At 69.3% G+C, this 17,734-nt stretch carries 20 protein-coding genes; 3 read left to right on the top strand and 17 right to left on the bottom strand.

Annotation, left to right across the window (positions count from 1 at the left end; translation table 11 throughout):
• The first annotated feature begins 123 nt into the window (after positions 1-123).
• Complete coding sequence (locus ACWD38_RS03060) at positions 124-696, top strand: cob(I)yrinic acid a,c-diamide adenosyltransferase (protein ID WP_184482012.1); 573 nt, start codon at positions 124-126, stop codon at positions 694-696.
• Positions 697-700: 4 nt separating this feature from the next.
• Here ACWD38_RS03060 and ACWD38_RS03055 read toward each other — a convergent pair whose 3' ends face one another.
• Entirely contained in the window at positions 701-1,171 is a 471-nt protein-coding gene (locus tag ACWD38_RS03055; protein WP_184482014.1) for a GNAT family N-acetyltransferase, read from the bottom strand.
• Positions 1,172-1,190: 19 nt separating this feature from the next.
• Positions 1,191-1,682: a GNAT family N-acetyltransferase gene (locus ACWD38_RS03050; RefSeq protein WP_450123223.1), complete on the bottom strand. Its 492-nt coding sequence runs from the start codon at positions 1,680-1,682 to the stop codon at positions 1,191-1,193.
• Positions 1,683-1,753: 71 nt separating this feature from the next.
• On the opposite strand from ACWD38_RS03050, the gene ACWD38_RS03045 reads away from it, so the two are divergent.
• Positions 1,754-2,674, top strand: coding sequence for a LysR family transcriptional regulator (locus ACWD38_RS03045; protein ID WP_450123222.1), 921 nt, complete (start codon positions 1,754-1,756; stop codon positions 2,672-2,674).
• 157 nt (positions 2,675-2,831) lie between these two features.
• Here ACWD38_RS03045 and ACWD38_RS03040 read toward each other — a convergent pair whose 3' ends face one another.
• The 12 genes from ACWD38_RS03040 to ACWD38_RS02985 form a co-directional block, all read right to left on the bottom strand.
• A complete protein-coding gene (locus ACWD38_RS03040; protein ID WP_184482020.1) occupies positions 2,832-3,284 on the bottom strand; it encodes a DUF2550 domain-containing protein in 453 nt (150 codons plus the stop codon).
• 12 nt (positions 3,285-3,296) lie between these two features.
• The gene (locus tag ACWD38_RS03035) at positions 3,297-3,662 is read right to left on the bottom strand and encodes a F0F1 ATP synthase subunit epsilon (protein ID WP_184482022.1); all 366 of its coding nucleotides are present in this window, start codon (positions 3,660-3,662) and stop codon (positions 3,297-3,299) included.
• A 247-nt stretch (positions 3,663-3,909) separates the two neighbouring features.
• Positions 3,910-5,343, bottom strand: a complete 1,434-nt coding sequence (gene atpD, locus ACWD38_RS03030) for a F0F1 ATP synthase subunit beta (protein ID WP_184482024.1) — start codon at positions 5,341-5,343, stop codon at positions 3,910-3,912.
• A gap of 1 nt (position 5,344) precedes the next feature.
• Positions 5,345-6,268 carry a F0F1 ATP synthase subunit gamma gene (locus tag ACWD38_RS03025; protein WP_184482026.1) on the bottom strand — a complete coding sequence of 308 codons (924 nt, stop codon included), beginning with the start codon at positions 6,266-6,268 and terminating at the stop codon, positions 5,345-5,347.
• 11 nt (positions 6,269-6,279) lie between these two features.
• Positions 6,280-7,923 (bottom strand): F0F1 ATP synthase subunit alpha, encoded by a 1,644-nt coding sequence (gene atpA, locus ACWD38_RS03020; protein WP_184482028.1) that lies wholly within the window; start codon positions 7,921-7,923, stop codon positions 6,280-6,282.
• Positions 7,924-7,985: 62 nt separating this feature from the next.
• Entirely contained in the window at positions 7,986-8,816 is an 831-nt protein-coding gene (locus ACWD38_RS03015) for a F0F1 ATP synthase subunit delta (RefSeq protein WP_184482030.1), read from the bottom strand.
• Positions 8,817-8,888: 72 nt separating this feature from the next.
• The gene (locus ACWD38_RS03010) at positions 8,889-9,446 is read right to left on the bottom strand and encodes a F0F1 ATP synthase subunit B (RefSeq protein ID WP_184485679.1); all 558 of its coding nucleotides are present in this window, start codon (positions 9,444-9,446) and stop codon (positions 8,889-8,891) included.
• Between the two features lie 37 nt (positions 9,447-9,483).
• Positions 9,484-9,741: an ATP synthase subunit c family protein gene (locus ACWD38_RS03005; RefSeq protein ID WP_184482031.1), complete on the bottom strand. Its 258-nt coding sequence runs from the start codon at positions 9,739-9,741 to the stop codon at positions 9,484-9,486.
• A gap of 61 nt (positions 9,742-9,802) precedes the next feature.
• Positions 9,803-10,582: a F0F1 ATP synthase subunit A gene (gene atpB / locus ACWD38_RS03000; RefSeq protein ID WP_184482033.1), complete on the bottom strand. Its 780-nt coding sequence runs from the start codon at positions 10,580-10,582 to the stop codon at positions 9,803-9,805.
• 231 nt (positions 10,583-10,813) lie between these two features.
• Positions 10,814-11,272 (bottom strand): hypothetical protein, encoded by a 459-nt coding sequence (locus ACWD38_RS02995; protein ID WP_184482035.1) that lies wholly within the window; start codon positions 11,270-11,272, stop codon positions 10,814-10,816.
• Complete coding sequence (locus tag ACWD38_RS02990) at positions 11,273-12,448, bottom strand: glycosyltransferase family 4 protein (RefSeq protein WP_184482037.1); 1,176 nt, start codon at positions 12,446-12,448, stop codon at positions 11,273-11,275.
• Between the two features lie 425 nt (positions 12,449-12,873).
• On the bottom strand, positions 12,874-13,524 hold the full coding sequence (locus tag ACWD38_RS02985; RefSeq protein WP_184482039.1) for an L-threonylcarbamoyladenylate synthase: 651 nt from the start codon (positions 13,522-13,524) through the stop codon (positions 12,874-12,876).
• Positions 13,525-13,777: 253 nt separating this feature from the next.
• Here ACWD38_RS02985 and ACWD38_RS02980 point away from each other — a divergent pair, with 253 nt between their 5' ends.
• Positions 13,778-14,647, top strand: a complete 870-nt coding sequence (locus tag ACWD38_RS02980; RefSeq protein ID WP_450123221.1) for an alpha/beta fold hydrolase — start codon at positions 13,778-13,780, stop codon at positions 14,645-14,647.
• 196 nt (positions 14,648-14,843) lie between these two features.
• Here ACWD38_RS02980 and ACWD38_RS02975 read toward each other — a convergent pair whose 3' ends face one another.
• Genes ACWD38_RS02975 through ACWD38_RS02965 form a run of 3 tightly spaced genes read right to left on the bottom strand, consistent with a single transcriptional unit; the run spans position 14,844 to position 17,676 of the window.
• The gene (locus tag ACWD38_RS02975) at positions 14,844-15,803 is read right to left on the bottom strand and encodes an ABC transporter substrate-binding protein (RefSeq protein ID WP_184485680.1); all 960 of its coding nucleotides are present in this window, start codon (positions 15,801-15,803) and stop codon (positions 14,844-14,846) included.
• A gap of 56 nt (positions 15,804-15,859) precedes the next feature.
• Positions 15,860-16,912, bottom strand: coding sequence for an ABC transporter permease (locus tag ACWD38_RS02970; protein ID WP_184482043.1), 1,053 nt, complete (start codon positions 16,910-16,912; stop codon positions 15,860-15,862).
• On the bottom strand, positions 16,912-17,676 hold the full coding sequence (locus ACWD38_RS02965) for an ATP-binding cassette domain-containing protein (protein WP_184482044.1): 765 nt from the start codon (positions 17,674-17,676) through the stop codon (positions 16,912-16,914). Before ACWD38_RS02965 ends, ACWD38_RS02970 begins: the two co-directional genes overlap by 1 nt.
• Between the last annotated feature and the right edge of the window lie 58 nt (positions 17,677-17,734).

Here is a 17,734-nt window from a genome sequence, read left to right as displayed (position 1 = left end):
CCCCGTCCGTGGCGGGTGCGCTACGCGCAGCGGTGCGAGGAAGGGAACCTTCCTGTCACCGGTGACCGAAAGGCGACCTTCCTCGCACCGATCACGACGCGGCGCAGCACCTAGGCTGGGGGCATGGCCGTACACCTGACGAAGATCTACACGCGGACCGGCGACGGGGGCACGACGCGGCTCTCCGACAACTCGGAGGTCAGCAAGACCGACCCGCGCCTGGTCGCCTACGCCGAGGTGGACGAGACGAACTCGGTGCTCGGCGTGGCGCTGGCCACCGCGACCTTCGAGCCGGCGATCGTCGAGGTGCTGCGGGGGGTGCAGAACGACCTGTTCGACGTGGGCGCCGACCTGTCCACCCCCGTCGTCGAGAACCCCGAGTTCCCGCCGCTGCGCGTCACCCAGGCCTACGTCGACCGGCTGGAGGCCTGGTGCGACGAGTACAACGCGCGGGTGCCGAAGCTGAACTCGTTCATCCTGCCCGGCGGCACTCCCGGTGGCGCGCTGCTGCACCAGGCCCGCTGCGTGGCGAGGCGCGCGGAACGCGCCGCGTGGGGCCTGCTCGAAGCCGACGCCGACCGCAGCAACGCGCTCGCCGCGAAGTACCTCAACCGGCTGTCCGACCTGCTGTTCATCCTCGCCCGCGTCGCCAATCCCGACGGCGACGTGCTGTGGCGTCCGGGCGGCGGCGCCTAGCGGCTCACAAGGCCTTCGCGAAGCACACCGAAGCCGGGTCGTCGCGGTAGGGCCCGAACGCGGGGATGTCGAGGTAGCCGGACGCCCGGTAGAGGCCGATGGCCTCCGGTTGCCGGTCGCCGGTCTCCAGCAGCACCCGCTTGTGCCCGGCCGCCACGGCCCGCTCCTCCAACTCCGCCAGCATCCGGCGGGCGAGGCCGCGGCCGCGCGCCCGCGGCGCCACGTACATGCGCTTGAGCTCGACGTCGCCGTCCTCGAATTCCGGTTCCGCCGGGTCGTACGCCCGCCACCCTCCGATGGCCACGGGTTCCCCTTCGACGCGGCCGAGCAGGAACATCCCGTGCGGGGCGCGGAACTGCTCGGATCCGATGGGGGTCTCGTCCTGGCGTCCGTAGCGGGCCACGTACTCCTGCTGGACCTCCGCGATCAGCCGCTGCACGGCGGGGTGGTCGAACTCCGCGATCTCGATGTGCACGGGACCAGCTTACGAGCGGTCACACCAGCGACTTCTCGAACCAGTGGCGGGCGTACTCGTTGTCGTTGTACGCAGGGATCTCCACGTAACCGGCCGAGGCGTACAGGGACCGGGCGGCCCGGAGCTCCGCGGCCGTGTCCAACCGGACCACCTCGCAGCCCAGCTTGCTCGCGTGCAGTTCGAGATCGGCCAGCAACGCCCGCCCCGCGCCCTGCCCGCGCAGCGCGGGCGAGATCCACATGCGGCGGATCTCCGCGAACCCGCCTTCCGCGACCCGCACCGCGCCGCAGCCGCGGGCCTCGCCGGCCGCATCGCGCACCAGCAGGAAGTAGCCCCGCGGCGGTGTGAAGTCACCGGGCTCGGGCGGCGCGGCCCGGCCCGGATCGAAACCAGCGGGGAACAACCGCGCCAGCTCGCCGACGTACTGCTCCAGCGCGGCGCGCGAGTCCGCACCGTCGATCGCTTCCGGGGTGATCGTGAACTGCCCGCTGCCGGGAGACGCGTCCTTCATGCGGCCAGTCTTTCCGAGCCGAGGCGTTCACCGCCAGTTACTCGAACTTCGTGCGCCTAAAGTAGAACTTCATGGACCCGGCGAAGCTGCTGCTGCTGATCGCGTTGCGCGACGGCGGCAGCATCACGCGCGCCGCCGAACTCACCGGGCGCACACCGCCCGCCGTCTCCCAGCAGCTCGCCCGGCTCGAACGCGCCGCGGGCACCGGACTCGTCGAACGCCTCCCGCACGGGGTGCGGCTGACCCCGCTCGGTGCCCGGCTGGCCGAGCACGCCGACCAGATCGCCCGCGTGCTGCACGACGCCGAAGAGGACCGCGCCCGGCACCTCGGCCTGCATCGGAACCGGCTGCGGATCGGCGCGTTCCCCACCGCGGGCGTGCGGCTGCTCCCGGAAGCGCTCGCCGCGCTCAACCGGCTGCGCCCTGACAGCGAAATCTCGGTCGTCGACCTCGGCCCGGTCGAGGGCAACGCGCTCGTCGCCGAACGAGAACTCGACCTCGCACTGGTCGCCGAGTACGACGAACCGCTGCGCGCCCCCGCGGGCGTCCGGCTGATCCCGCTGCTCGACGACCCGGTCCTCGCCGTGCTGCCGGAACGCCACCACGCCGCCACCGCATCGGCCGCGCCCGGTCGCACGCTGCGGGACTTCGCCGCCGACGCCTGGGCCTGCGCGCCGCGGGACCTGCCCAACCGGCGGCAGCTCGACGCGCTCGCACGCGTCGAAGGGTTCACGCCGCGAGTCCCGTTCGAATCGGAGTCGTACGCGGTCGCCCAGGCCGTGGTGTCCGCGGGCGTGGCGGTGGCCTTCCTGCCCCGGCTCGCGATCGGCGAGGTCCCCGGCACCGTGTCCCGCGCGCTCGCCGAACCCGCCCTGTTCCGCCGGGTGCACGCCGCCCTGCCCGCGGACTCCCCCGCCGAACTCACCGGTGTCTTCCTCGACCTGCTCCGCGAGGTGTGCGCGGAGCACGGCGGGACGACCGCCGACCGCTGAGGAGCCCGTCCAACGCCCGGAGCGGAGGCCATCCGCGTGCCCGAAGCCCTGCGAGGAAGGGAACCTCTCTGTCACCCGTGGCAGAAAGGTTCCCTTCCTCGCACGCGGGCACAAAAAAACGCGCCCCCTCTGGAGGGGGCGCGTGCTGCTGGGGCGGTCAGGACGCCCAAGGCACGGATCGGCCCGGCGGGGCCGACTCCAACCAGGACAGGAACCCGGTCAACGCGTCCGCGCCCATGGCGACCTCGAGGTGCTCGTCGCGCCCCGTCAGGTGCAGGACGGTCGCGGCCTGCGGTAAGGCGTACACCTCGGACATCGACGGTTCCCGCCGGGTCGCGATCTCCACGTCGCGGCGGTTCACCACCCAGTTCGGTCCGGAACGCAGGCTCAGCACCCGGTACCAGGTGAACTCCTCGCCGCGGTAGTGCGCGACCCCGAGGTGCCAGCCGCGACCACGATCATCGGTCCGCAGGCGCAACGCCACATCGATGCCACCGGCGCGCAGCTGCCGCAGCCGCCGGCGAGCGGCCAGCACCACGCTCAGGGCCGCGCCGGCCAGGACAAGCACCAGCCCGGCACCGATGATCGACCACACGCCCGCGGAGCCCATGTGCGCGGCCCGTCAGACGGACTGCCCGGCCGCCCGAAGTCGACTCAGGGCCCTCGTGCGGGCTTCCTCGTCGTCGCTCTTGGCATCCGCACGAGCCTGCGCGACGTCGATCTCCTGGGCGAGTTCGGCCGACTCGGCGAGCACGCTGACGCCGTCGGCGGTGACGGACAGGAATCCGCCCTGCACCGCCGCGGTCACGGTGTCGCCGTCGACGGTCGTGATCTTCACGACGCCACCCTCGACGAGCTGGCCGAGCAGCGGCTCGTGCCCCGGCAGGATGCCGATCTCGCCTTCGGTCGTCTGGGCCACGACGGTGGTCGCCTCACCGGACCACAGGCGGCGCTCGACAGCGACCAGCTGGACGGACATGTTGGCCACGCGCGTCTCCTTTGTCGGGTGTACAGCCCGCAGTCTAGCCAACGCCAGGCGGGCTCTGATGACGGGCCGAACAGGGCCTCGTCACATCCGGAGGGGGGACGCGAGGAGGGGAACCTTCAGGTCACGGGTGACAGGAAGGTTCCCTTCCTCGCGGAAAGGCGAAAAAAGAGGCCGGGGCCCGTGACGGACCCCGACCCGCTGCCGGTAGGTCTTCGCCGCGGCGGACAGCCGCGGCGAAGACCGGGGCTCACTTCTCGGTGAGCTTCTTGTAGGCCTGCTCCAGGTCCTCCAGACCACCGATGGACAGGAAGGCCTGCTCCGGGTAGTGGTCGAAGTCGCCCTTGCAGAGCTTGTCGAACGCCTCGATGGTCTCCTTCACCGGCACGAAGGAGCCGTCCTGGCCGGTGAACTGCTTGGCCACGAAGAAGTTCTGCGACAGGTAGCGCTGGATGCGCCGCGCCCGCTGCACCGTCACCTTGTCCTCTTCGGACAGTTCGTCCATACCGAGAATGGCGATGATGTCCTGCAGTTCCTTGTACTTCTGGAGGATCCGCTTGACCTCCTGGGCGACGCGGTAGTGCTCGTCGCCCACGATGGCCGGGTCCAGAATGGTGGAGCTGGAGGTCAGCGGGTCGACCGCCGGGTAGATGCCCATCTGCGAGATCGGCCGGGACAGCTCCGTCGTCGCGTCCAGGTGGGCGAACGTGGTCGCCGGCGCCGGGTCGGTGTAGTCGTCCGCGGGCACGTAGATCGCCTGCATCGAGGTGATCGAGTTGCCGCGGGTCGAGGTGATCCGCTCCTGCAGCTCACCCATCTCGTCGGCCAGCGTCGGCTGGTAACCCACCGCGGAAGGCATCCGGCCCAGCAGGGTCGACACCTCCTGGCCCGCCTGGGTGAACCGGAAGATGTTGTCGATGAACAGCAGCACGTCCTGGTTCTGGACGTCGCGGAAGTACTCCGCCATGGTCAGCGCCGACAGGGCGACCCGCATACGGGTACCCGGCGGCTCGTCCATCTGCCCGAACACGAGCGCGGTGTCGGCGAGCACGCCGGACTCCGCCATCTCCACCCACAGGTCGTTGCCCTCACGGGTGCGCTCGCCGACACCGGCGAACACGGAGGTACCACCGAAGTTCTTGGCGACACGGCGGATCATCTCCTGGATGAGCACCGTCTTGCCGACACCGGCACCGCCGAACAGGCCGATCTTGCCACCCTGGACGTACGGGGTGAGCAGGTCGATCACCTTGATGCCGGTCTCCAGCACCTCGGTGCGGCCTTCGAGCTGGTCGAACGCCGGGGCCTTGCGGTGGATGGACCAGCGCTCGGCGTCCGAGGCGTAGCCCGGCTCGTCGAGGCAGTGCCCGAGGGCGTTGAACACGTGGCCCTTGACCACGTCGCCCACCGGCACCGAGATGCCCTCGCCGGAGTCGCGCACCGCGACGCCCCGCACCAGGCCCTGGGTCGGCTGCATCGAGACGCAGCGCACGACGCTGTCACCGAGGTGCTGGGCGACCTCGAGCGTCAGCGTCTTGGCCATGGCCTCAGCGGTGATGTCCACGGTGAGGGAGTTGTTGAGGTCGGGCACCTGGTCGCGCGGGAACTCGACGTCCACGACCGGGCCGAGAACCCGGACGACGCGGCCGGTGCCAGTAGCCGTGCTAGTGGCAGTCGCAGTCATGTCACTCACTTCCTGCTGACGAGAGCGCCTCGACACCACCGACGATCTCGCTGATTTCCTGGGTGATCTGGGCCTGACGGGCCTGGTTGGCCTCACGGCTGAGGTTGCGGATCAGTTCGTCCGCGTTGTCCGTCGCCGCCTTCATCGCGGTACGACGCGCCGCGAAGACGGACGCCGCCGAGTCCAGCAGCCCGGCGAAGATCCGGGTGTTGATGTACTTCGGCAGCAACGCCTTGAACAACGTGTCCGCGTCCGGCTCGAAGTCGTAGACCGACCTCGGCTTCTTCGGCTCGTCGGAGTACTCCACCTCCAGCGGAGCGATCCGCGTGACGGTGGGCCGCTGCGTCAGCATCGACACGAACTCGGTGTGCACCACGTGCAACTCGTCCACACCCAGCGTACCGTCCTCGCCGCCGTCGTCGAGGTAGTCGTCGGCGCCCGCGAGGAACGCCTTGACCAGGGTCTCCCCCACTTCAGCGGCATCCGAGTAGCCGGGCTTCTCGGCGAAACCGGTCCAGCTGGCCGCGACGGGCCGCTGCCGGAACCGGTAGTACGCGTCGCCCTTGCGGCCGATCACGTACAGCACCGGGGTCTTGCCTTGCTCGCGCAGCAGGCTCTGCAGTTCCTCCGCCGCGCGCAGCACGTTGGAGTTGTAGCCGCCGCACTGGCCGCCGTCACTGGTCACCACGAGCACCGCGGCCCGCTTCGGGTTGTCCCGTTCCACCAGCAGCGGGTGGTCCAGCGAACTCGCCCCGGCCAGCTCGGACAGGGACTTGGTGATCTCGGCCGCGTACGGCCGGGACGCCTCCACCCTGGTCCGAGCCCGCATGATGCGGGACGTGGCGATCAGTTCCTGCGCCTTGGTGATCTTCCGGATCGACTTGACCGACCGGATGCGGTCTCGCAGTTCTCGAAGATTGGCCATGGCTTACCCGGTCACTTCTTCGGGGCGGGCTTGTTGACCTGAACGGTTTCCTGGCCCACCGCGTCCGCGTCCATGGCCTCGGCGTCGGCTTCCTGCGTGAGTGAGGAGCCGTCGGAGGTCGTGAACTGCTTCTTGAACTCCTCGACCGAGTCCACGATCAGCTTCTGGCCGTCGTCGGAGAGCTTCTTGCTCTCGACGATGTCCTTGAGCAGCGACTCGTGGGTGCGGCGCAGGTAGGAGAGGAACTCCGACTCGAAGCGCCGCACGTCGCCGACCGGAACGGTGTCGACGTGGCCCTTCGTGCCGAGGAACAGCGACACGACCTCTTCCTCGACCGGAAGCGGATCGCCCGCGCCCTGCTTGAGCAGCTCCATGAGGCGGGCACCGCGGTCCAGCTGCGCCTTCGACGCGGCGTCGAGGTCCGAGGCGAAGGCGGAGAACGCCTCCAGCTCGCGGAACTGCGCCAGGTCGATCTTCAGCGAACCGGTGACCGACTTCATCGCCTTGATCTGCGCGGAACCGCCGACGCGGGACACCGAGATGCCGACGTCGATGGCGGGGCGCTGACCGGCGTTGAACAGGTCCGACTGCAGGAAGCACTGGCCGTCGGTGATGGAGATGACGTTCGTCGGGATGTAGGCCGACACGTCGTTGGCCTTCGTCTCGATGATCGGCAGGCCCGTCATCGAACCGGCGCCCATCTCGTCGGAGAGCTTCGCGCAGCGCTCCAGCAGACGGGAGTGCAGGTAGAAGACGTCACCGGGGTAGGCCTCGCGGCCCGGCGGACGACGCAGCAGCAGCGAGATCGCGCGGTAGGCCTCGGCCTGCTTGGTGAGGTCGTCGAACACGATCAGGACGTGCTTGCCCTGGTACATCCAGTGCTGGCCCAGCGCGGAACCCGCGTAGGGGGCCAGCCACTTCAGACCCGGCGAGTCCGAGGCGGGGGCGGCGACGATGGTCGTGTACTCCATCGCGCCCGCGTCCTCGAGGGACTTCTTGACGCCGGCGATCGTGGAGCCCTTCTGGCCGATCGCGACGTAGATGCAGTGGACCTGCTTGGCAGGGTCACCGCTGTCCCAGTTGCCCTTCTGGTTGATGATCGTGTCGACCGCGACCGTGGTCTTGCCGGTCTTGCGGTCGCCGATCAGCAACTGGCGCTGGCCGCGGCCGATGGGGGTCATCGAGTCGATGGCCTTGATGCCGGTCTGCATCGGCTCGGCGACGCCCTGGCGCTGCACGACCGTGGCGGCCTGCAGCTCGAGGGCGCGCTGCGCCTCGGCCTTGATCTCGCCGAGGCCGTCGATGGCCTCGCCCAGCGGGTCCACCACGCGGCCGAGGAAGCCGTCGCCGACCGGCATGGACAGCACCTTGCCGGTCCGCTTGACCTCCTGGCCCTCTTCGATGCCCGCGGATTCGCCCAGGATGACCGCGCCGATCTCCTGCGCCTCCAGGTTCATCGCCACGCCGTAGACGCCGCCGGGGAACTCCAGCAGCTCTTCGGTCATCACCGAAGGCAGGCCCTCGACATGGGCGATGCCGTCACCGGTATCGGTGACGACGCCGACCTCCTCGCGGCTGACCTCCGGGGAGTAGCTGGAGACGTACTTCTCGATCGCACTGCGGATCTCGTCCGACGAGATCGTCAGCTCCGCCATGTCTCGTTCCTGCTCTCGGTTCGTTCTGGAAGGAAGTTCGTGTCCGGGCCGCGCCCTCGCCGTCAGTCGGCGAGATCGCGCCGGAGGGACTGCAGGCGCCCCGTGGTCGTCCCGTCGATGATCTCGTCACCGACCTTGATCAGCAGGCCGCCGCCGACCGCAGGATCCACTTCCAGGTGGACCGCGATGGGCCGCGAGTAGATCCGCTGCAACGTGGCCGCGAGCCGCTGCTGCTGCTGCTCGGAGAGCTCGATGGCGGACCGCACGTGCGCCACCGAACGCTCCCGGCGCTTGGCCGAGAGCTCCGCGAGCTCCTCCAGCCCCTCGCTGACGTGTCCGCCACGCGGGTGCGCCACCAACTGGCGCACCAGGGCCTGGGTGACGGGTTCGACCTTGCCGCCGAGCAGTTCGTCGACCAGCGCGGTCTTGCCGTCGGTGGCAGCGGCCGGGTCGGCCAGCAGCCGCTCCAGCTCCAGTTCGGCGCCGATGATGCGGCCGAGGCGGAACAGCTCGTCCTCGACCGCGTCCAGCCGGCCCGCCCGTTCGGCCTGCACCAGCAGGGCGATCCGTGCCAGCCGCTCCAGACCTCCGACCAGGTCCTTCGCGCTCGACCAGCGGGAGCGGACGGCTTCGACGACCACGGGCAGCGCCCGGGCGCCGAGCTTGCCGGCCAGCAACTGCTTGGCCAGCTCCTCCCGCGAACGGGGTTCGGTGGAGGCGTCCGCCAGCGCCCGGCGCAGGGTCGACTCACGACCCAGCAGGGCGGCCACGCCGAACAGTTCGTCGGCGAGGCCGGTGATCTCCGCGGCCCCGGCCCCGTCGGTGGCCTGCAACAGCTGCAGCTCGGTGGCTGCCAGCGCGTCGCGGCTCGCGGCGTTCACGAGGGTGCTCAACTCTCCAGGGCCTTTCGTTCTGGGGGAACCTTCGGGGACCACATCATGTGCGTGTCCATCGCACCGGCGCCGTCAGGACCTGCTGGACCCGGACGGTGCCGACGTGGAGTCCAGTTCCTCCAGGAACCGGTCCACGGTGCCGCGACGACGGGTCTCGTCCTCAAGGGACTCCCCGACGATGCGACCGGCCAGATCCACGGCCTGACGGCCGAGGTCGGCGCGCAGCTCCGCAACGATCTGCGAACGCTGCGCGGCCAGCTGGTTCTGGCCTTGCGTGACGATCCGCTCCGACTCGGTCTGAGCCTGGGTGCGCATCTCCTCGACGATCTGCTGGCCCTCGGCCCGCGCGTCGTCCCGGATCCGCGCAGCCTCGGCGCGCGCCTCGGCCAGCTGCGACTTGTACTGCTCCAGCGTCCGCTGTGCCTCGGCCTGAGCCTGCTCGGCGCGGGCGATACCGCCCTCGATCCGCTCGCTGCGCTCCGCGTAGATCTTCTCGAAGCGCGGCACCGCGTACTTCCACAGTACGAACAGCAGGATCAGGAAGGCGATCAGGCCGACGACGATCTCGGCCGGCTCGGGGATGACGGGGTTGTGCCCGCCCTCCGCGGCCAACAGCATCTGTGTCTTCACCACGACGTCTCCCAACGCTCTCCAGCCGTGAACAAGGTCAGGCTGCGGAGGCGATGAAGTACACGACCAGGCCGATCAGGGCGAGCACCTCGACCAGGACGAACGAGATCCAGGCGATGCCCTGCAGCTGGCCCTGGGCCTCCGGCTGACGCGCGGTGCCGTTGATGACGGCGGCCCAGATCAGACCGACACCCACACCCGGGCCGATGGCGCCGAGGCCGTAGCCGATCGCGGCCAGGCCGGGGTTGATGTTCGCTGCAGATTCGGCGGCCTGCGCAAGAACGATGTTGCTCACTTTCACTACCTTTCAACTCGGTCCGCGCAATCCGCGCGGATCGGAGGTCTTGGTCTTGCTCTCAGTGCTCCGAGGACAGCGCACTGCCGATGAAGTTGGCCGTCAGCAGCGCGAAGATGTAGGCCTGGAGCACCTGGATCAGGGCTTCGACGAACGTCAAGGCAATGGAGAAGGCGAAAGCGACGATGGAGACCGGCTTCAGCCCCGCGCTCGCCTCCATGAGCAGGAATTCCCCGCCCAAGGTGAACACAAGCAGGATGAGGTGACCGGCGAACATCGCGGCGAACACCCGGATCGCCAGCGCGACCGGCTGGGCGATGAACTTCTGGAAGAACTCGATCGGCGCGAGCAGCACGTAGATCGGCTTCGGCACGCCCGGTGGGAACATGACGTGCTTGAAGTAGCCGAGGAATCCGTGCGTGGCGAAACCGACCGTGTGGATCACGACGTACACGACGATGAACAGCGCGACCGGGAACCCGATCCGCGACATCGTGGGGAACTGGATCAGCGGGATGATCCCGAAGATGTTGTTCACCAGCACGAACGTGAACAGCGCGAAGATCAGCGGGACGAACTTGCGAAAGTCCTTCGCCCCGATCTGGTCCCGCGCGATGTTGTTACGGCTGAACTCGTAGAGGAACTCCGCGACGAACTGGGACTTGCCCGGTACCAGCTTCAGGTTGCGGGTCGCCATCACGAAGTACGCGCCGACGATCACCACCGAGAGTGCGATCAGCACCATCGGCTTGGTTACGCCGCCGAAGATCGGCGGGAGGTCAAAAGCATCGGCACCCGGCGGTACGAACTGTCCGCCTTGGGCCAGCACCAGCGCGCCCAACTGGGCTCCTTCCGGTTCTCCCGAGGTTCACACCGCCGGGGGAATCGTCATGATTTGCACGTAACGTACCCGATACGCGATCTGGCACGTTCGCCGACCCCACCCTAGTGAGCGCAGATACGTTCAGTAAGGGATGGACGGTCGCCACACGGATGGGCGACCAGGCCGAAGCGGACAATACCAGCGGGTAACAAGTTTCGGGAAGCTACCCGGTCTTGGTCAACAAAACGGTCATTGACCAGTGACGATGGTCGGGATCTTGGTATTCCGGAATGCGACGACCTCTGCGCCGGCCCACACCATGATGGTGGCCAGCATGGTCAACGCCAGCGCCATCGGATGGATCGCTTCCACGCCGCCCAGCAAGGTCATCACGATGAGTAACACCAGCATCTTGCCGACGTAACCACCGAGCGCGACCGCCATGACGAACATCGGGTGCAACCCACCCGTCCAGCGCATCAGGAAGATAGTGAGCAGTGACGATCCGAACGCCACCGCGCCACCGACGACCGCGCCGAACGCGCCGGTCGCCCCGACGAGGACCGCGGACACCACGATGCCGAGCAGCACCGTCGCGACACCCGGCCACAGCGCGGTCCGCAGCATGGCGTCGGCCAGCTTCCGCACCGTCGCGGCGTGCGGGTTCTCCGCTGCCTGCTCGGCGGGCTGTTCGGTCGTCTCGCTCATTCAGGCCCCTCGATCGGATCGCCATCGTCCGGCCATTCTCGGAATGAGCGAAATGATAGCTGCCGCCGCCACGCCGATCCCGGCCACCCAGCCGACCACGGCCGCGCTGAACAGCGTCAACGACACCGCGCCGAAGGCCAGCACGCCTGCCCACAAGTAGATGAGCAGCACCGCGCGGCGTTGCGAGTGGCCGATTTCCAGCAGCCGGTGGTGCAGGTGCATCTTGTCCGCGTGGAACGGGCTCTTGCCGGCCCGCGTCCGGCGTACCACCGCCATGATCAAGTCCAGCAGCGGCACGAACAGCACCGCCGCCAGCACCAGCAGGGGTGAGAGCAGCGCCAGCAGGTCCTTGCCGCCGAAGCCCGCGTAGTCGGCCTTGCCGGACGCCGACGTGCTCGCCGTCGCCAGCATCAGCCCGATCAGCATCGAACCCGAATCGCCCATGAAGATCCGCGCCGGCTGGAAGTTGTACGGCAGGAAGCCCATGCACGCGCCCGCGATCGACGCCGCGATCAGCGCCGGCGGGTACGCGGTGACGTCGCCACCGTGCTGCTGCAGCAGGCTCAGGCAGAACGCGCAGGTCGCGCTCGCCGCGATCAACCCGATCCCCGAGGCAAGCCCGTCCAGGCCGTCCACGAAGTTCATCGCGTTGATCATCGTGACGACCAGCAGCACCGTCAGCAGCTGGCCCTGGTTGCTGTTGAGGACCATGAGCTGACCCATGTGCCCCTCATCGCCACCCCACGGCACCCAGAACCCGAACCACTGCACACCGAGCAGCACCAGGATCCCGGCCGCGGTCACCTGACCGGCCAGCTTCGTCAGCGAATCCAGTTCGAAGCGGTCGTCGAGCGCGCCGACCAGCACGATCAACCCACCGGCCACCAGCGCGGCCACCGCGTCGTTGGAGAACTCGAAACCCCGCGACAGCGCAGGCAGGTTGCTCGCGAGGAACATCGCCGCGAGCACCCCGCCGAACATCGCCACCCCGCCCATCCGGGGGATCGGCGTCAGGTGCACGTCGCGCTTGCGGGGATAGGCGACCGCGCCCACGCGGATCGCCAGCAACCGGACCAAGCCGGTCAACAGGAATGTCACCGCCGCCGCGGTGAGCAGAACAAGCAGGTACTCGCGGGCGGGGAGACCCGCGGGAGCCCAGAGGGGTGCGTTGTCCATGGCGGCGGCTCTACCCTCGCGGGCCGACGGCCCGCGGAAGGTCGATGTTCAGCCCCCAGAACGGCGTCTTCAAGCTCGGCGCTCCTCATCGCTGTCCACGTTGCGCATCTGGGGCTAACGCTATCGGCCAACAGCCGCACCACGACCACCGGTCCGGAACAGCGAAGATCGTCCGGGGCTCGGCGAGCGGTCGTGCGGGCCGCGAGCAAGGGAACCTTCCTGTCACGCCGGGAACGCGACCGGGCACGCGCCGCGTTCATGGCCTGCGCGAACCGGCGAATTCCAGCCGTGCGAAGAAGGGAACCTTCCTGTCACCGCTCGACGCGCGCAGGCCGAGCCGTGGACGCACATCGCCGGTGCGGTGCGCCCACTGACAGGGGAAGGGGGTTCGCGCCGTCACCGGGAAACCGGCGACGGCGCCCGGCTCACGCCGCGGGCTCGACCTCGACGCCGAGCACCTCGGACAGCTCCGCCAAGGTCACGGCGCCCTCCCGCAGCACCCGCGGCTGCGGCTGGGTCAGGTCCACGATCGTCGAGGCGACCGGCTCACCGGCGGGCCCGCCGTCCAGGTACACCCCGACCGACTCGCCGAGCTGCTCCCGCGCCTGCTCCGCCGCGGACGCCGGCGGGTGCCCCGTCCGGTTCGCGCTCGACACGGCCATCGGGCCGACCTCGCGCAGCAGGTCCAGGGCGACCGGGTGCAGCGGCATCCGCAGGTTCACCGTCCCGCGCGTGTCGCCCAGGTCCCACGCCAGCGACGGCGCCTGCGGCAGCACGAGCGACAACCCGCCCGGCCAGAACGCCTCCACCAGCGATCGGGCCTGCCGCGACACGGACTGGACGAGGCCGTCGATGGTCGACCACGAACCGACCAGCACCGGAACGGGCATGTCGCGTCCTCGGCCCTTGGCCGACAACAACGACCCCACGGCATCGGAGTCGAAGGCGTCCGCGCCGATCCCGTACACGGTGTCGGTGGGCAGGACGACGAGCCCTCCGGCGCGGACGGTGTTCGCGGCTGCGGCGAGACCGGCTTCCCGGTCGTCCGGGCGGTTGCAGTCATACACGGTGCTCACGCTCCGATCCTGGCACGCCACGCACGGGCCCCGGCGGGTGGTGCCCGTCCGCTGCGCTGCGGGCCTATCCTCCCCAGTAACACCAGCGCCCCGTCGCAAGATCGAAAAGGTGCGCTCGTCCTCGGCGGAGTCGTTGCCCTCGTCACCTCTCAGGTACGGCAACGTGACGGTCCCGCCGCACGTCTGATCGTACGAACGGCAGGTCCGCGATCCGGACCGCCCGTCTCCAGCCAGTCCCGAACAAGGAGTACAGATGACCGCCCCGCCCCAGGGTGTCGAGGTCGACCACGTCGAGTTCCCTGCCGGCAAGATCCGCTACTACCGCGCGGGGTCCTCTGGGCCCGCGATCGTGCTGCTGCACGGCGGCGGTCTGGACAACGCGATGCTGAGCTGGCGGCACACGATTCCCGTGCTCGCCGAAGACCACCGCGTCTACGTGCCCGACCTGCCCGGTCAAGGCGGGAGCAGGCCGTGGCACGGCCGCGCCAACCAGCGCACCTTCGAAGAGGTGCTGCGGTGGTTGCTCGACGCCTGGCAGGTGCGGGACACCATGATCGTCGGGTTGTCCATGGGCGGCAGCATCGCCACCGGGTTCACGCTGCGCCATCCTCGGCGCGTGCGAGGACTGGTGCTCGTCGGCTCCGGTGGGCTGGTGCCCCGGCTCGACCACCACCTGCTGAGCTACCTGGCGACCCGAGTCGAATTCGTCGGCTCGGTGAGCGCGAAGCTGCTGGCGAAGCATCGTGGACTGGTGCGGCGGCAGCTGACGAAGCAGCTGTTCACCGGCGACCGGCCCGTGCCCGACCTGGAGAGCATCGTCGACGAGGTCAGCGCCGAAGCCGGGCAGCGCGAATCGGTGTTCTCCGACTGGCAGCGCGACTCGCTCGGGCGGCGCGCCATGCGGGTCAACCACGGCCCCCACCTGGACCAGATCAACTGCCCCGTGATGTTCATCCACGGCGAGCAGGACACCGCGGTGCCGATCTCCTCCTCCCGGCAGGCCGCGACCGCCATCTCCGGTGCTCAGCTGCACGTGATCCCCGGCGCCGGGCACTGGCCGAACCGCGAGAAGGCCAACGAGTTCAACGCCCTGCTGCGCCAGTTCGTCAACGCCCGATCCTGACCGAACGAAGCGCGCACCAGCCGCCGCCCCGGCACCTCCCCGCGCCCGGCAGCACCCTCACCCGACAGCGGCCCACTCCCCCGGCCGAGCACCACCCCCACTCCGCACCGTGACGCCCCTGCGCGCGCCCGGATGCGAGGAAGGGAACCTTTCTGTCACCGGTGACAGGAAGGTTCCCTTCCTCGCAGAACCGCGGTCAGCAGGTGGCGCGGTAGAAGTACTGGGCTTGTGACTGCATGGAGTCGCGGGTGAGGGCGATCATGTCCGTTCTGGTCTCGCGTTCGACGGGTTCGCCCTTGATGGCGGCGATGGCTCGGGCGACACCTTCGCGGCCGATCTCCGCGGGGTTCTGCGCGATCAGGGCCTGCACGCGTCCGTTGCGGAGGTCGTCGACCTGCTTGGGGCTGGCGTCGAAGCCGACCAGCTGCACTTGGCCGGACTTCCCGGCATTGGCGAGCGCGGTGCCCGCGCCCTCGCCGGTGTTGAGGTTGGTGCCGAACACTCCGACGAGGTCGGGGTTGGCGGCCAGCGTCGCGGAGACGATCTGGGCGGCGGTCGCGGGCTCGTTCTCGGTGTACTGCGTCGGCAGCAACCGCAGGTTGGGGTGCTTGGCGATCTCCTCTTCGAAGCCGCGGGCGCGCTCGTCGGTGGTGGAGGTCCCGGCCTTCGTGTTCAGCGCGAGCACCGTGCCGGTGCGTTGCCCGACGAGATCGGCGAGGGTCTGCGCGGCGAGCACCCCTCCGGCGTGGTTGTCGGAGGACAGCGAGGTCACCGCGACCGACTTGTCCTCCAACGCGGTGTCGACCTCGACGACCTGAACACCGTTGTCCTTGGCCTGCTGCAGCGGCGTGGCGAGGGCCTTGTCATCGGTCGGCGCGATGATCACGGCTCCGGGCTGGGAACTGACGACACCGCTGAGCAATTGCGCCTGCTCGGCTTGTTCGAACTTCTCCGGCGCCTGCACGTTGAGTTCGTACCCGGCGGCCGCCGCCGCTTCTTTCGCCGCGCATTCGATGGAGACGTAGAACGGTTCTCCACGCATTCCGGTGAGCAATGCCAGGTTCTTGTTGTTCGGGTCCGTGGTGGCTCCCCCGGTGTCCCCGATCTGACCCGATCCGCAACCGGCGAGCAGAGTTCCCGCCGCCAGCACGACCATGATCTGATTCCTGATTTTCACTTTTTCCTCCACACACCGTTGTGCTGAAAAGCGGGTCAGCGGCTGTTGCGATTCCTCCGGCGCCGCTGGTCGAGCCAGACGGCGGCGACGAGCACGGCACCGACCGCGATCGGTTGCCAGAACGGCCGGACCCCGGCCATGACGAAGCCGGCGTCGAGCACGGCGGGGATGAACACGCCGATGACGCTGCCTAGGATCGTGCCCACGCCGCCGAACAGGCTGGTGCCGCCGAGCACGACCGCGGCGATCGCGTTGAGGTTGTCGTTGCTGTGCCCGCTGATCGTGGTGGTGCCGAAGTAGGCCAGCGACAGGAACCCGGCGAATCCCGCCAGCACCCCGGTCAGCGCGTACACGGCGACGAGGTGCCTGCTCACGTTGATCCCGGCGCGGCGCGCGGCTTCGGAGTTGGAGCCGATCGCGTAGGTGTGCCTGCCGAACGCGGTGGTGTGCAGCGCCCAGGCCGCGAGCAGGGTGACGATCGCGGCGAGGATCACCAGGTTCGGCACCACGCCGAACGAGGTCCCGGTGCCGAGCGTCTCCCGCAGCGCGGCGGGCACGGTGCGCACGTCGATGCCGTTGGTGAGCAGCTGGGCCGCGCCGAGCGCCGCGCCGAACGAGCCGAGCGTGACGATCAGCGCGGGCACCCGCGCCACCGCGACCAGGAGTCCGTTGAGCACGCCCCAGGCGGCACCGCCGAGCAGCGCCACGACCAGCCCGACGAGGATCACGCCCCATCCGGCGCCGGTGGCGTCACCACCGCTGAGCGCCTCCATCGTCTGCGCGGACACGACGCCGGCGAACACCAGCACGGATCCGACGGACAGGTCGATCCCGGAGGTGATGATCACGAAGGTCATCCCGACCGCGAGCATCAGCAGCGGCGCCGCCTGCACCAGCAGGGTCTGCAGGTTGAACAACGTGGGGAAGGCGTCCGGGCGCACCGCGCTGAACAGCACGCACAGCACGATCAGCACCAGACCCGTCCACAGCGTCGGCGACGCGGCCAGCCGGGTGCGGAAGGTCTTGCCGGAAGCGGGATCCGCGGTGGGCGCGGAGACGTCCTCGGGGGATCGTTGTGGTGCGGACATCAGTTCTCGTCCTCCTGGGTCAGAGCCCCGGTCATGGCTCCCACGAGCTCTTCGAGGCTCACGTCGGCAGCGCGGAAGCGAGCGACACGGCGGCCCAGCCGCAAGACCTCGACGCGGTCGGCGACGGAACGCACTTCGGGCATGTTGTGACTGATCAGCACCACCGAGATGCCGGTGTCGCGGACCCGGCGCACCACGTCGAGCACGCGTTCCCGCTGCACCACGCCGAGCGCCGCGGTCGGTTCGTCGAGGAACACCAGGCGATCCGCCCAGGCCACCGACCGGGCCACGGCGACGCTCTGGCGTTGCCCACCGGACAGCGCCCCGATCGGCACGTCCAGGTCGGGCAGCGAAACGCCGAAAGTCGCGAACTGCTCGGCGGCGCGGGCGCGCATGGCCGCCTTGTCCAGCATCCCGAGCTTGCCGAGCAGCCCACCGCGGCGGATTTCCCGCCCCAAGTACAGGTTCGCCGCCGGGTCCAGGTCCGGGGCGACGGCCAAGTCCTGGTAGGCCGTCTCGATGCCGTGCGAGCGGGCCGCGCCCGGCGAGTCCAGCGTCACCGGCGTCCCGGACACGCTGATCTGCCCGGAATCCGGTTGCTCCACACCGGAAAGGCATTTGACCAATGTGGACTTCCCGGCCCCGTTGTCGCCGATGAGGGCGACCACTTCGCCGGGGTGCACGGTGAAGGAGGCGCCCCGCAACGCCTCCACCCCGCCGTACCTCTTGGTGAGTTCGCGGGCTTCCAACAGCGGTTCGGACATCAGACCTTCCAGGTGGCTCGGGTGCTGCGGTCGAGGCGGTGCGGGGCACCGGGGCGGG

This window comes from Saccharopolyspora sp. NPDC002578 (genome assembly GCF_053592695.1).
This window is presented reverse-complemented; position numbering and strand designations above follow the sequence as displayed.